This is a genomic window from Herbiconiux sp., from assembly GCF_023264855.1.
Lineage (GTDB): Bacteria > Actinomycetota > Actinomycetes > Actinomycetales > Microbacteriaceae > Herbiconiux.
This window is the reverse complement of record NZ_JAHFUW010000001.1, coordinates 137,679-151,925: the sequence shown is the minus strand read 5'-3', so window position 1 is coordinate 151,925 and position 14,247 is coordinate 137,679. Positions and strand designations below refer to the sequence as shown.

Sequence of the window (14,247 nt, the reverse complement as noted above, 5' to 3'; positions counted from 1 at the left end):
CCAGAAACGACGTGGCCTCCCCGCCAGCGGTTTGGGGCCCGATTGGCGGGGAGACGCAGACGTCGTCGCCGCGGAATGGGTGTCCGACAAGTGCGACTCGTCATCGAGACCGTAGACGTCTTCGGGTCCGACTCCACGAATATATCCCCCCGATAGGGGGGTGCGGTGTCAAAGCCGCACATTTCATCTTCGACTTCACCCTCTTCTCATCCCGGGTGAAGTCGCCGCTCAGACCGGTCCCCAGTTGCCGAAGGGGAACACGATCTGGAACACCCGCCCCACCACGTCCTCCTTCTTCACGAGCCGCACGCAGTCGTCGATCACGGTCTGACCCCGGCAGTTCGCCAGCCCGTCGCCGGAGGCCGAGCGATGGTCACCCAGAACGAGGTAGCGGTCGTCGGGCAGCGTGTACTCGTCGAAGCACCGCAGTGAGGCCGGAGTGCTCTCGCAGTCGGTGCTGCCGGCCACGAACGGCAGGTCTTCGAACACGTACGGTTCGTCCAGAGGCACGCCGTCCACCAGCATCCGTCCCTCGGCGTCGCAGCACGAGACGGTCTGCCCGGGGCCGGCGATCACGCGCTTGACGAGCGTGTGCCGATCCGAGGGCCCGATGCCCACGATGCCGCCCACCCACTTCACCGCCGCCTTCAGGGGGTTCGGATCGGCTGCCCGGGGTGCCTCCCAGGCGTCGGAGGCGTCGAACACGACGACGTCGCCGGTCTGCGGCCCGTCGCCGAGGTAGGCCAGCCGGTTGACCAGGATGCGGTCGCCGATCTCGAGCGTCTGCTCCATCGAGCCGGAGGGGACGGCGTAGAGGCGCACGAGGAAGGTCTGCACGAGCGCCAGCACCAGGAACGCGGCCACGAGGTTGACGAGCGGGTTGCGCGCCAGCCGCCGCGCGAGCCCCGGTCTGCGGGGTGCGGCCATCGTGGAGGAGGGGGCGGCAGCCGGCTCCGAGGGGTTCACATCACTCATGCGGGCTCCTCGGTGCGCGCCCGTTCGTCGCGAACAGAGCCTTCGCAACGCCCACGGCTCCCCGTCCGAGCCGGCGGATCCGGTGGCGGATCAATCCGGCACGGGTGGCCCCGGCGTCTGGATGGTCTTGCAGATAGAGCTCCCGGGGCGGCCAGATGACGACCCGGAGTTCCCCGGGCCAGCGTCGTACCGGGATGCGCGAGAAGTAGGTCATCCACTCTCCTGCACGCGAGGGATGTGCGGTGCGCCGGCGCCAGGCCGCCAGATCGTGCCGGTCGATGGCGGGCCCGGGTCGTGGCGGCACGCCGACGGCGCTCAGAAGCGGCGAGAGCGTCTCCGAGCTGCCCGTCTGGGCCGCCAATTCGGCCAGCGCCTCGGCGGTCTCCGGATCGGCGCGCAGCTGGTCGACCAAGAACGTGTACTCCCGCGAGGTGCGCTCGTAGTGCAGCGACCGCAGGGAGTGCAGCCCGAGGATCGCAGCGCCCGCGACCGCATCGGTTCCGGTCCTCTCGGTCGCCGCGATGGTGAACGCCTGACGGTGCTCCCAGAGCTGCTCGAACACGTCCTCGGGCGACCGCAGGAAGCCGGGGAAGTACCGGTGCACATCGATGTCGATCGGCCAGTTGTCGTGGATGACGGCCATGGAGTGCTCGTCGATCCGATCGAACAGCCACAGGTGCACCCGTTCGTGCCAGCCGATCCGGGCGAGCTGTTCGATGAACTCGTCGAAGCGGGCCGGCTCCACCAGCACGTCGACGTCGGCGTACCCGCGCGCGGGCCGGAGCTTCAGCTCCTCGGCCACCAGGCCCTTGATCAGCAAGATCCGGATCCCGCTCCGCCGCGCGATGAACGACGTGAGGGCACTCACGAGGGGGACGGCCTGAAGGTTGGTCAGGGGGGACTGCTCGTTCAGGATGATTCCTCTACCGCCACGGCGTCATCCCGGTGCACGCCGGCCTCGACGATGCCCGCGTCGATCAGGTCGTCGAGGGCCTGGTCGATCAGGGTGCGGGCGTCTCCGGTCTCCGGCACCCCGATGCGCGCGACCACGTCGTCGGTGATCGTCGCCCGATCGGCCGGCAGGGCGTCCCAGATGAGCGGACCGACTCCGTCGACCACCTGCACCCTGGTGCCGTGCAGGAAGACGTAGACCCCCGAGATCGAGATGCCGTCATCGGCCGGTGCGCGGTGGTAGACGTCGTCCGACCGCACTCGGGGTGCGGATTCCGCCGGCAGCGCCTCCCAGAGCTGCGGAGACCGGGGCCGGGAGCGGAGCCCCGGCACGACGTCGACGACCTGCTCGGCATCCTGATACCGGATGCGCCGCACGCCGCCCACACGGTCGATCAGAGCCGCGAGGGTCTGCAGGGGCCGCTCGAGTGCGGGGAGGTAGCTCAATTCGGGGACGAGCGCGGTGATGGCCTCGGCAAGGCCGACCTCGGTCACGTCGGGAGCGGCCTCGTGCTCGGGGTCACGCTCGATCAGGCAGATCGCGCCGAGCACGAGCGGCTCGGCGGGGAGGGGGACCAGTCCGAGCTCCTGGGAGTTGAGCTGCGTCTTGTCCCCGTGATGCGAGCCGCTCTCGATCACCGACAGCGGCTTGCGGTAGGGGTGAACCCGCCCCTCGGCGTCGACCCCCACCGTCTCATCGGTGACGTAGCCGAACCGCCGCGCCAGTCGGGAGGCGAGCGTCGTCTTGCCTCGCCCGGAGGGGCCGACGAAGGCGGTGACCCGGCCATCGGGCTCCGCGATCCCGCAGGCGTGCAGCATCACCAGTTCGCCCTTGCGGGCCTCGATCGCCTTGAGCGTCACCTGGCTGGAGAGAGCGGATGCCAGGATGCGGAAGTCATCCGACACGATGTCGACCCGCGTGCGGTCCTGTCTGATCCTCGATCCCGTCGACCCCGGATCGGGCACGGTGTCCGAGAGCCGGAGCGACGCGCTGCGGACCGCGGCATCGCCGGCCGGCGGCGTCGCGTCGGTCCAGAGGTCGCGGATCTGCTGACGCAATTCGCGGGACGCGACCAGCTCCAGGTCGAGAACGATCCGCACGCCGAGCGCGCTGACCGCAAGATCCGTCCCGCCCATCTCGTCAGGATAGTCCACGTTCACCCCCGGTCGTGGGCTCCCTGCCTGGGGCAGTTCGCCATCGCGCCCCTAGAATGACATGATCGATCCAACTTCGGCGTGTCTGAAGGACGAGCGTTTCTGAAAGACGAGTACGTGGTCGCTCGAACTGCGGCGAATGACGATGGGGCAGAGTATGGAACTGAGGTCGTACCTACCGATCCTGCGCGCGCACTGGATCGCCATCATCCTGATCACGCTCCTCGGGGGAGCGGCCGCGTTCGGCTGGGCCTTGATCCAGCCGAGGGTCTACTCGGCGGACGCCAGCGGGTACGTCACGGCCGGCACCAACTCCGACACCGGGAACGCGCTGGTCGGGGACAACCTCGCCCAGTCCAAGGTGAAGTCCTACATCGACATCGGAACCTCCCGGGCCGTCGCGCAGTTCGCCATCGACAATCTCGGGCTGACCGACGTCGCACCCGAATCGCTGGTCCGTCGGATTTCCGTCACCAATCCGGCCAATACCGTGCTGATGAAGGTGAGCGCGACCGGTCCGACCCCCGTCGAGGCCCGTGACCTGGCAGAAGCCTGGTTGCGCGGAATCGCGCAGCAGATCCAGACGATCGAGAATCCCACCGGCGCTACGGACGGGGGATCCGGGCTCGTACAGCTGATCCCGCTCGATTCCGCGGTTCTCCCCACATCGCCCACCTCGCCCAACACGCGGCTGGCGATCATCATGGGCCTGGTGGCCGGCTTGCTGCTCGGCCTGGTCTACGCGGTGATCCGCCATGCACTCGACCGGCGCATCCGGACGGCGGAAGCGGTGGAGAAGGAGACCGGTCTCTCGGTGATCGGATCGGTCCCGGTCGACCGGCGGTTCACCGACGAAGCCCGTCTTGTCTCGATGGACGGTGCGACCGGTGCGAGCGCGGCCTCGGACGACGATGTCGCCGTGGCAGAGGCGATGCGCGAGGTGCGCACCAACCTGCAGTTCATGAACGTCGACAATCCGCCCCGCGTGATCGTGGTCACGAGCCCGCTCCCCGGTGACGGGAAGTCGACCACGATCGCGAACCTGGCCATCGCCCTTGCCGCGGGAGGGCAGAACGTCATCCTCGTCGATGCCGATCTGCGTCGCCCGACCGTCTCCACCACGTTCAACCTGGTCGAGGGCGCCGGTCTGACCGATGTGCTGGCCGGCCGGTCGGAGATCGGCGACGTGCTCCAGCCGTGGGGCAACTCCGGCCGCTTCGCCGTTCTGGCGGCGGGTAAGACTCCGCCCAACCCGAGCGAACTGCTCGGCTCGGAGCGCATGCACACCCTGCTGGCGGAGCTGTCGAAGAAGGCCATCGTGCTCATCGACGCCCCGCCGCTGATCCCGGTGACGGATGCCGCGATCCTCACGCACAACACCGACGGGGCGCTGATCGTCGCGAGCGTGGGCAAGACCACCTTCGACGCCTTGAACAAGGCGCTCAAGAATCTGGAACGCGCGAGTGCGCACCCCCTGGGCATCATCCTGAACCGGGTGCCGCGACGGGCGAGCGGGTACGGCTACGGGTACGGCTACGGATACGGGTATGCAGCCCGGCCGAGCACCGACGCCGATGCCGCGGAGCCGACAGCCGCTGACGCGGTGGCGGAACCGCAGACGGCGGTCGCTCCCGCCGAGGAGGTCGCGGTTCCCGCGGTCGTGCCGCAGCACTTCGCCGGAGCATCGACGCCGAGCGCCCCGACGCCGACCACCTCGGCCCCGGGCACCTCGACCCCGGGAAGCGGCGCCTACCAGGCGGGGCGGTACGAGAGCGCGCTGACCTCGGAGACGAGTTTCGACGACGTGCTGTCGGGAGCCGGCATCTCCTTCGACGACACCGTCGAGCCCGAGGCGGATGACTTCGTGGATCAGTCCTCGGCCGGCTCGTCGCACACCCGCAGCCTGACCCGCCGCGAACTCCGCAACCAGGCCAAGAAGTAGCCGCTCAGTCGAGCGTCCGCGCTCGCCGCCGGATCACCCCGGCGAGCCGGAGCTGGGTGAGGAAATCGATGACGTCGGCTCTCACCTCGTGCCCGTCGATCCCGTAGCCGCCGGCGACCGCCGAGACGATCTCATCCGTGCTCCGCCGGCCATCGATGGCGTGCCAGATCTCTGCGGCCGTCGCGCTCAGGACGAGTGGGGCTGGGCTATCGGCGGCGAGATCGAGTACGGTGACTGAATCGGCACTGGCGACGATCGCGACATCGTCATCGACCTGCCAGACAGAATTCGCATCCGTGGATTCGCCGGTCATGATTCGACGCTAGCATCCAGCGTGTCGAAAGGCGTTCCGCGGTCCAGTAGAATTTCACCACCAGCGTCGACACAACTGATGGAGATGACTGCATGGAACAGGTTCGACTGCTCACCGTCTGCACCGGAAACATCTGTCGGTCTCCGCTCGCCGAACTGATGCTCAGCGCCGGTCTGGGCGACATCCCGGAGTTCGTGGTGGCCAGCGCCGGAACGATGGCGCGTGACGGAGACGTCATGCCCGAGCAGGCTCAGGCGCTCGCCGTGGGCTTCGGTGTCGATCCGACGACGCACAAGGCGCGCTACCTCACCGAGCGGATCGTGAGCGAGTCGGACGTGGTGTTCGCCATGTCCCGCGAGCACCGATCGGCTGTGGTCTCGCTGGTGCCGTCCAAGCTGCAGAAGACCTTCACGATCCGCGAGTTCGCTCGGTTGTCGTCGACGCTGAGCGATGAGCGCATCCGGGAAGCGGCCGCGAGCGACGCGCTGAACGAGCGGATCAGTGCGGTGCTGCGTCTCGTGTTCGCGCAGAAGGGCGTGGCCGGTCCGGTCGGCGACCCGGGCCTGGACGACGTGGTCGACCCCTACCGGCGCAGCGACGAGACCTACGAGCGGTCCGGTGCGCAACTCGCGCCGGCCGCCTTCGAGGTGGTGCGTGTGCTCCGGCTGGCGGCGCGACCGGTACCGGCGACGACCGGCTGACTTTCGGGTGATTGGGATCGCCGCGTGCGCAGCGCACGGCGGTGAATGGGTGAATGATGACATCGGGGGCTTCGGACATGGCAACGGAAGCGCGCACGGCTGAGGTACGGGCCGGATCCGACGCGGTCGTGGACTGGAGGCGGTCGTACAGCCGGCGGCTCGCCGTCACCGACTTCCTGCTGATCGCTCTCGCCGTCGCGGCCAGCCAGGTGCTCTGGTTCGGCACGTCGGCGCAAGACGTCGATTTCCGCGGCAAGCTCGACTCCCTGGCCGTGAACTACACTCTCGTCTCCGTCATCCTGGTTCTGGCGTGGACGGCGATCGTGGGTGTGTACGGCACCCGCAGCGATCGGGTGGTCGGCACCGGGGCGGCGGAATACCGCCTGGTCGTCGACTCGAGTCTGCGCATCTTCGGTCTGCTGGCGATCATCGCCTTCCTGTTCCAGATCGACTTCAGTCGCGGCTACTTCATCGTCGCCCTTCCTCTCGGCACCCTCGCCTTGGTCGTCGGCCGGTGGTGCTGGCGCCAGTGGCTGCATCTGCGGCGCAGCCGAGGGGAGTACTCGGCGAAGGTGCTGCTGGTCGGTTCCGAGGTCTCGGTGCTGCACACGGCCAAGGAGCTCGCGCGCCAGCCGCAGGCCGGGTACAACGTCGTCGGGGCCTGCGTGCCCTCCGGCCGGGTGGCGGACTACCTCGAGGGCACCCTGATCCCCGTCGCCGGCAACGTCGACAGGGTGAGCAGTGCCATCGCCGCCACCGGGGCCGACACCATCGTCATCACGAGTTCCGACGAACTCTCCCCGGATCGCATCCGGGAGCTCAGCTGGTCGCTCGAGCCGGGTCGTCAGCACCTCGTGGTGGCGCCCAGCCTGACCGACATCGGCGGGCCGCGCATCCACACGCGCCCGGTGGCCGGGCTGCCGCTGATCCACGTGGAGACTCCGCGCTACGAGGGATTCAAGCGCTATCAGAAGAGGATCTTCGACGTGATCGCGTCGTCGTTGCTTCTGCTCGTGCTCTCGCCGGTGCTCCTGATCATCGCGGCGATCGTGCGCCTCAGCACGCCGGGCGACGTCCTGTTCCGGCAGGAGCGGGTGGGGCTGAACGGCAGCACCTTCGACATGCTCAAGTTCCGGTCGATGGTGGTCGACGCCGAAGCCCGGATGGACGAACTGCAGAGTGCGGAGCGCACCGAGGGCAACGCCGTGCTGTTCAAGATGAAGGACGACCCGCGGGTGACCAGCGTGGGTCGGCTGCTCCGCCGTTACAGCCTCGACGAGCTGCCCCAGCTGCTCAACGTGCTGCGGGGCGACATGTCGTTGATCGGGCCGCGCCCGCCGCTGCAGCGCGAAGTCGACCTCTACGAGTCCCACGTGCATCGCCGGTTCCTGATGAAGCCCGGCATCACCGGGCTGTGGCAGGTGAGCGGTCGATCCGATCTCTCCTGGGAGGACTCGGTGCGCCTGGATCTCTACTACGTCGAGAACTGGTCGATGGTGGGCGACCTGATCATCCTGTTCAAGACGGCTCGCGCGGTGCTGGGGAGCAGCGGCGCCTACTGAGCGCGCTGCCGCCGCCTCGCGACGCCTAGCGCCACGTGGCGCCCTCGTCGAGCGACCGCAGCACGACGGTGCCGGCCCAGAGCCACAGGGCCTCGGAGGTGCCGCTCAGCGCCACCTCGCCGGTGGAGGAGGCCGTCGGCACGCAGGAGCTCACCGTGGCGGGGTCGGTCGTCGGGCTCTCCGGGAGCCCCCAGATGGTGAGGCCTGTGCAGGAGACGTCGCGCGACTGCGAGGCGACGAGGTAGCCGTCCGTGCTCGCACCGACGGCGAGTGCTGCGGGAACGGTCTTCGACGTCGTCCAGGTGAGGCCGCCGTCGACGGTGCGGTGCAGCGAACGGTCGGTGCACAGCACCGCGGCAGACGTGCTGCTGAGGCTGGCGAGACCCGCCACGTCGCAGGGCGCGGGCCGCACCACAGCCCCCGGGGTGTGGATCAGCGAGAGGCTCGTCGTGTCGACGTACCAGGCTGTGGCGGTGCGGTCGGAATAGGCGGTCCAACTGGTCCCCGCCGAAGTGGTCTCCACCCAGGTGGGAGTGCAGCCGGTGGTGTTCTGGCCGATCACGGTGGCGGAATTGTCATCGCCGAGGGCCTGAAGAGCAATCGCGCCGGTTATCCCCCCGGCCGAGCCCAGGTTGAATCCGTCCCAGGTGCCGCCCCCGTCGACGGAGCGCTCGACGACGACGTCATCGTCGGAGCAGTCCCCGATCGTGGTGCGCCACGCGGTCTTCGCGTCGAAGGCGCTGATCAGCCGGGTGGCCGGCTCGATGGGCACGAGGTCATCCGAGTCGTCGGGGTCGGCGGCCGTCGTGCTCGTCACGGGCGCGATCGGGGAGGCGGTCGCAACGACCGGGGCGGCGCTGGTGATCGCGGCCGCGACCACCAGGCCTCCGGCGGCGAGCACAGCTGCGCACACCACGATGCCTCCGCCGACGCGGCGGGCGCGACGAGCGGCATTGGGATCCCGGGTGACGGGTGTCCGATTCACGTCGTGCCCCTGACGCCTACTTGCGGCCCCTGCGAGAGCGGGGCTTGGCCGGCGTCTCCGAAGCGGCGCCTCCGTAATAGCTGTACTCGCCGCCGTAGGAGTCGACCCCCTTGGTGGGCAGCATGGTCATGACGATGCCGATCACCTTGCTGTTGGTCTGGTTGAGGTTGCGGATCGCCGAGCTCAGCTCGGTCTTCTTCACCTTGCCGGCGGCCGCGACCACGATCGCTCCCGCCGTCAGGCTGCTGAGCACGGCGGCGTCGGTGACCGGCAGCAGAGGCGGCGAGTCCAGCAGAACGTAGTCGACCTGCTTGTTCAGGGCGGCGAGGAGGCTCACCATCGCCTCCGAGCCGAGGAGCTCGCTCGGGTTCGGCGGAAGCTGCCCGGCCGGAAGCACGTACAACTCCTTGTCGCCCCAGCGCTGAAGGACGTCGGCCAGCGGCACACGCCCGATCAGCACATCCGTCAATCCCACGCTGCCTTCCAGGCCCATGTAGCCGGCCAGGCGGGGAAGCCGGAGGTCGGCGTCGATCAGCACGACCCGTGCTCCCGTCTCGGCGAGTGCCAAGGCCAGGTTGGCGGTCGTGGTGCTCTTGCCCTCACCGGGGATGGAGGAGGTCACGACGAAGGCCCGCTGGCTGTCGTCGACGTTCACGAAGCGCAGATTGGTGCGCAACCCGCGGAAGGACTCCGCGCGGGGATTGCGGGGGTCGGTGTGCACTATGAGCGGATGCTGGGTCGACTCCGGATCGTACGTCGTGCCCCCGAGGATCGGTACGTCGGTGAGCGCCTCGACATCGTGCCGGCCGTGCACTCGGGTGTCGAGAGTGGAGCGCAGAACCGCGGCGCCCAGACCGACGATGAGTCCGAGCAGCGCGCCGAGCGCGATGTTCTGAGCCAGGTTGGGGCTGAACGGCTTCGACGGCGGGACAGCCGGCTGGATGGTCTGGACCTTCACCAGGCTGGGGCCGCCGCCGAGCGGCTTCTCGAGATCGTCGACGATCACGTCCTGGAAGCTGTTCGCTGTGGCGTTCGCGAGGTTCGCCGCCTGCTGCGGATCGGTGTCGACCACGGAGATCTGGATGATGACGGTGTTGGCGGGGGAGGTCGCGGAGATCTGCGTCGCGAGTTCGCTCGGGCTCACGTCCAGTCCGAGTTCCTTGATCACCGGCTCGAGCACGGAGGGGCTCGCCACGATGTCGAGGTACGACTTGACCTTCTGCTGCGCGTAGCTGTTGCCCGAGACGAGCTCACCGGCGCTGGCCGACTCGCTGCTCTGCACCGAGACGAAGACCTTGGTCTGAGCCTCGTACTTGGGGGTGGCCACGATTACCAGTGCGGACCCGATCGCGATTCCGAGCAGCAGCCCGACCATGATGTGGATCCAGCCCTTGCGTAGAACACGGAGGTAATCTTGAAACGTCACTCGCAGTTGCCTCTCGTCATCCACTCGACGGGGTACGGACGATGACAGACTGCCGATCCACCCGATCCCCGAGCTCGATTCTTCCACACTCGGCGAGCACTGTAGAATTGGGCAGGCTGGCGCTCGACATCGGGTGGGTGCTTTCGACGGCTACGGGGGGTCAGATGAGATCGAGACGCGTGCTTGGTCTGTCGCTCTCCGCCGCGGCCGCCTCGGTGCTGCTGGCCGCCGTTCCCCTGACGGGTGCGGCCGCGGCCTTCGCCTCGATGCAACCGGGCACCGGATGGCACGCGAGCCCGATGGAACCCGTCATCCCGACCGGTCAGCCGGTCGATCCGGAGCCGGAACCCGAGCCGACGATCGTGCCCGAACCCACGGCCGAGCCCGAACCCACCGCCGAGCCCGAACCGCAGCCCACCGAGGCGCCCGTGCCCGAGCCGGTTCCCGTCGAGCCGGTGGCTCCGGTGGAGGAGCCCGACGACGGCGGCGAAACCTTCTTCGACGACAGCGACGGGGACGTCGATGAGGCCCCGGTCGTGCCTGTGGAGACGCCGGTCGTGACCCCGACGCCCACTCCGACGCCGAGCGCCACGCCGATCCCGGCGGTCGACATCTTCGCGCCGTTCTACCCGCCCTCCAGCGGAACCGCGCGTGATCTGGCGCCCTTGATCCTCGGCGGGGGCGCGGCGGGCCTGATGATGGTCGCGGCCATCATCTCCTTCGTCGTCTCGCGTTTCCGGCTCGCCCGCCTGCGGTCGCTCGCAGCGGTATCACTGCTCCCGCAGGGAGCGTCGCCGTCGATGGCGGATCGGGTCTCGACGCCCATGCCCGACAATCTCGACATCTCGGCGCTGGTGGGCGCATCTACGTCGGCGGCGCCGAAGGTGGACACGGCGGGCCTCCCGGAATGGAATCCGGGATCGCGCCCGGTGCTCGAGGCGGCCGCGACCGCCTCGATGGACCTGCACCTCCCCGCGCGGTCGATCGCGCCCACCGGTCGTTCGCGGGTCGATCTGGACCTTCCCGCCTTCGACGGGCGTCGGGCGGTCGCGACCAGCCCGCGGCCGGCGGGCTCCCGGGCCCGTTTCAGTCTCGCGGGAACCTTCACCCGCCGGGCAGCGAAGAAGAACGAGAGCAGATTCCACGTCGACGTGTTCGACTCGTCTGCCGCATCGGCGCCGCGGACCGAAGGGGTTCCTCGATTCGAGCTCCTTCTCCCACCCCGCGCCGTGACCGCGCCGCCGCTCTGAGCGGCTGACGACATGGCCGACGTGAACGTGATCGGCGGTGGCCCGAACGGGCTCGCCGCCGCCGTCACGATGGCGCGCGCCGGGCTGTCGGTCGATCTCTACGAGCGGGGTGAGACGCTCGGCGGCGGCGCGCGCACGCGAGAGCTGACGCTTCCGGGTTTCCACCACGACGTGGGGTCGGCGGTGCATCCGATGGGTCTGGCGTCGCCGTTCTTCCGTGCCTTCCAGCTGGCGAGACGCATCGAGTTCGCCGTGCCCGAGATCTCCTACGTGCATCCGCTCCAGGCAGGGTCGGCGGGAGTGGCCTATCGGGACCTGGACCGCACCGCAGACGCCCTGGGCCCGGACGGGAGGGCGTGGCGTTCGCTCTTCGGAGCGCTGGTCGAGCACATCGACGGCGTCACCGACTTCACCGGCTCGCAGCTCCTGCGGATGCCGCGCGATCCGCTGACGGCGATCCGCTTCGGACTGCTCACCCTGGAGCAAGGAGGCCCGGCCTGGAACCGGCGCTTCCGGGGCGAGACCGCGCGGGCGATGCTCAGCGGCGTCAGCGCCCACAGCATCGGCCGGATGCCGGGCCTCGCGTCCTCCGGGGCCGGCCTGGTGCTGGCTGCCCATGCCCACGCCCGGGGGTGGCCCGTGCCCGTGGGCGGCAGCCAGGCGATCATCGGTGCGCTGGAGGACGACTTCCTCGCGCACGGGGGTCGCGTCTTCACCGGCGTCGACGTCGAAGGACTCGAATCGCTGCCCACCGCCCGAGCGACCGTGCTCGACGTGTCGGCCGCCTCTCTGAACCGGATCGCGGGTGATCGGTTGCCGGCCGCCTACCGGGCGGCGTTGCGGCGTTTCCGCTTCGGCGACGGCATCGCGAAAGCCGACTTCGCGTTGTCCGCCGCGGTGCCGTGGTCGAACGACGAGGCGCGGCGCACGCCGACCCTCCATCTCGGCGGCACCCGTTCGAGCATCGCGAAGGCGGAGGCCGAGGTCGCTGCGGGCCGGATGCCGCACGAGCCGTACGTTCTCGTCTCCCAGCCGAGCGTCGTCGACCCGAGCCGTGCACCGGCCGGAAGCACGTGCTGTGGGCGTACATCCACGTTCCCCGCGGTTCGACGGTCGATCCCACCGAGATCATCACCCGTGAGGTGGAGAAGTACGCTCCGGGTTTCCGCGACGTCGTCGAGGCCTCGGCGTCGATGTCGGCGCAGCAGCTCGAGCACTACGATCCGAACTTCGTCGGCGGCGACATCTCGTCCGGCGCGCTCTCGCTGGCGCAGATGCTGATCCGGCCGGTCTTCTCGCCCCGCCCGTGGCGCACTCCGGCAACGGGTGTGTACCTCGCCTCGTCCTCCACGCCTCCCGCCACGGGAGTGCACGGTCTGTGCGGCTACTACGCCGCCCGCACCGCACTGCGCGACGTGTTCGGCCTTCGCGCTCCCAGCCTGGCTATCGAGTGAGGACCTGTCCCGCCTGATTCTCCCGACCCCTGCGTGCCTGAATCCTTCGGCGCGTCAGAACGACGAGGTAGGTTGCCCCGCCGACCGCCCCGCCGATTACGATCAGCCGCCGGACGAAGATCTCGAACACCGCAATATCTACGGTCGAGAGCGCGAGCGCGCCCGCCGCGATCACCACGACAGCTCCCAATCGCAGCGGCAGAGGCCAGCGAGTGGGAGCGGCGCGGGACGCCCTCGCCGTGACGCGCGGCCCGCCGAATGAGGCCCAGGACACGAACGCCCCGTAGGCGATGAGATTCGCCGAGAAGCCGATGTCGAAGGTGAGCAAGACCCCGAGATGGAAAAAACTGAGCACGGCGAGTGTCACCCTGAACCATTTCCAGCTGAGCACGCTGAGGATCACGCTGAACTCCAACACCACCGTTGCGATGTCGACGATCTCCCAGAGCGCTGACGGCTGGATCGATGTGGCCACGCTGTAAAGCCATCCATCCGGGTCTTGTCCGAACAGCTTCAGGATCAGATGACCCTTGGTTGCCTGAGTCGACGGGTCCAGCCACCCGCTGGTCAACTTGGGCATGGCCGCGGTCACGAAGCCGACGCCGATCAGCACGGCGAGCAGGCGGATCGGCCAGTGCCTGATTTGTGCGTTCGACTTCGACCAACCTGCCACGGCGAGTAACAGCGGCACCAGGACGAGGAAGATCGAGTGGTCGATCTTTCCGTAGCTGAAGAGGATCCCCCAAAGAAAACACAGGCAGACCGCCGTGACCAGTGATGCCGGCACCACGAATACGCCGACCGCCAGAGCAGCGAGGGCTACCGCGAGCAGAACCTGGAAGGCTACGAGCACTTCGAACGGAGGGGGGCCGTCCAAGAGGCTGAACGGGCCCGGAGGCGGCGCGAAATAGGCCCTGGGGATGCTTGAGGTGAACAGCTCATTGGGCATGGTCAGCAGGACGAGGACGGCGTACACGACGCGATATCGAGCGAGGTCGGCTCGGATGAGTGGTGAACGGTTCGCCCAACGGTCGAAGGAAGAGAGAATGCGAGTCATCGCAGGTCCACTACGACCCGCTCGTCGATCCTGAAGGGTGCGATGTCATGGCTCACGATGTCGGCGGTGGACGATTTCCAGAAGAAGATCACCGAGGTGACCACCCTTTCCGGGAACAGCTCGGCCATCCTCTGCGACAGGAACGATCGGCTCGCGGGAGCATCGGCGGCAGTTTGCGTACCGAAAGCCGTCCGGAACACTGCGGCATCCGACAACGACGTGGGGGGGGACGAGTTCGTGCCAGTCGAAGCTCGTCCTGGTTCCGTCCTCGAACTGAACGCTTGCGGTGGTCTCCGTGATCCGGATACGACCGTCTGCGGAAAGAGGAGTGCCCCGGAAATCGGGCTGGTATATCCCTGGATACGGCTGTTCGCCGATCGAACGTTGGACCAGCAGCTCGATTGGGATCAGGAGCACGGCGACCGCGAAGACAGCTCTGACGCCCCATCGGTGAAGTCGTGTCATCGAATGCCTAT

General features: G+C 68.5%; 12 protein-coding genes and 1 pseudogene. 5 read left to right on the top strand and 8 right to left on the bottom strand.

Annotation, left to right across the window (positions count from 1 at the left end):
* Positions 1–228: 228 nt before the first annotated feature.
* From lepB to Q0D75_RS00650, 3 genes are read right to left on the bottom strand one after another with little or no spacing between them, the layout of a single operon-like run.
* Positions 229–975, bottom strand: coding sequence for a signal peptidase I (lepB, locus tag Q0D75_RS00660; RefSeq protein ID WP_291048149.1), 747 nt, complete (start codon positions 973–975; stop codon positions 229–231).
* Positions 968–1,843 (bottom strand): hypothetical protein, encoded by an 876-nt coding sequence (locus tag Q0D75_RS00655; protein WP_291048146.1) that lies wholly within the window; start codon positions 1,841–1,843, stop codon positions 968–970. Before Q0D75_RS00655 ends, lepB begins: the two co-directional genes overlap by 8 nt.
* Before the next feature lie 41 nt (positions 1,844–1,884).
* Positions 1,885–3,063, bottom strand: a complete 1,179-nt coding sequence (locus Q0D75_RS00650) for a hypothetical protein (RefSeq protein ID WP_291048145.1) — start codon at positions 3,061–3,063, stop codon at positions 1,885–1,887.
* Between the two features lie 175 nt (positions 3,064–3,238).
* Between Q0D75_RS00650 and Q0D75_RS00645 the strand changes: the two genes are divergently transcribed.
* A complete protein-coding gene (locus tag Q0D75_RS00645) occupies positions 3,239–5,023 on the top strand; it encodes a polysaccharide biosynthesis tyrosine autokinase (RefSeq protein ID WP_291048143.1) in 1,785 nt (594 codons plus the stop codon).
* A gap of 4 nt (positions 5,024–5,027) precedes the next feature.
* Here the strand turns inward: Q0D75_RS00645 and Q0D75_RS00640 are convergent, their stop codons facing one another.
* Complete coding sequence (locus Q0D75_RS00640; RefSeq protein ID WP_291048140.1) at positions 5,028–5,336, bottom strand: PqqD family protein; 309 nt, start codon at positions 5,334–5,336, stop codon at positions 5,028–5,030.
* Positions 5,337–5,428: 92 nt separating this feature from the next.
* Between Q0D75_RS00640 and Q0D75_RS00635 the strand changes: the two genes are divergently transcribed.
* Both Q0D75_RS00635 and Q0D75_RS00630 read left to right on the top strand, forming a co-directional pair.
* Entirely contained in the window at positions 5,429–6,037 is a 609-nt protein-coding gene (locus Q0D75_RS00635) for a low molecular weight phosphatase family protein (protein ID WP_291048138.1), read from the top strand.
* A gap of 77 nt (positions 6,038–6,114) precedes the next feature.
* Positions 6,115–7,599: a sugar transferase gene (locus Q0D75_RS00630; protein ID WP_291048135.1), complete on the top strand. Its 1,485-nt coding sequence runs from the start codon at positions 6,115–6,117 to the stop codon at positions 7,597–7,599.
* A gap of 25 nt (positions 7,600–7,624) precedes the next feature.
* Here Q0D75_RS00630 and Q0D75_RS00625 read toward each other — a convergent pair whose 3' ends face one another.
* Together Q0D75_RS00625 and Q0D75_RS00620 are read right to left on the bottom strand one after the other, a co-directional pair.
* Positions 7,625–8,584: a hypothetical protein gene (locus tag Q0D75_RS00625; protein WP_291048133.1), complete on the bottom strand. Its 960-nt coding sequence runs from the start codon at positions 8,582–8,584 to the stop codon at positions 7,625–7,627.
* A 16-nt stretch (positions 8,585–8,600) separates the two neighbouring features.
* Entirely contained in the window at positions 8,601–10,010 is a 1,410-nt protein-coding gene (locus Q0D75_RS00620) for a polysaccharide biosynthesis tyrosine autokinase (RefSeq protein ID WP_291048131.1), read from the bottom strand.
* A 164-nt stretch (positions 10,011–10,174) separates the two neighbouring features.
* On the opposite strand from Q0D75_RS00620, the gene Q0D75_RS00615 reads away from it, so the two are divergent.
* Both Q0D75_RS00615 and Q0D75_RS00610 read left to right on the top strand, forming a co-directional pair.
* Positions 10,175–11,260 carry a hypothetical protein gene (locus Q0D75_RS00615; RefSeq protein ID WP_291048128.1) on the top strand — a complete coding sequence of 362 codons (1,086 nt, stop codon included), beginning with the start codon at positions 10,175–10,177 and terminating at the stop codon, positions 11,258–11,260.
* A 12-nt stretch (positions 11,261–11,272) separates the two neighbouring features.
* Positions 11,273–12,714 (top strand): annotated as a pseudogene (locus tag Q0D75_RS00610) (NAD(P)/FAD-dependent oxidoreductase).
* Here Q0D75_RS00610 and Q0D75_RS00605 read toward each other — a convergent pair.
* Together Q0D75_RS00605 and Q0D75_RS00600 are read right to left on the bottom strand one after the other, a co-directional pair.
* Positions 12,704–13,771 (bottom strand): hypothetical protein, encoded by a 1,068-nt coding sequence (locus Q0D75_RS00605; protein ID WP_291048126.1) that lies wholly within the window; start codon positions 13,769–13,771, stop codon positions 12,704–12,706. The pseudogene Q0D75_RS00610 and the gene Q0D75_RS00605 overlap by 11 nt on opposite strands.
* Positions 13,768–13,971, bottom strand: a complete 204-nt coding sequence (locus Q0D75_RS00600; RefSeq protein WP_291048123.1) for a hypothetical protein — start codon at positions 13,969–13,971, stop codon at positions 13,768–13,770. The genes Q0D75_RS00605 and Q0D75_RS00600 overlap by 4 nt, the downstream gene beginning before the upstream one ends.
* Positions 13,972–14,247 lie beyond the last annotated feature (276 nt).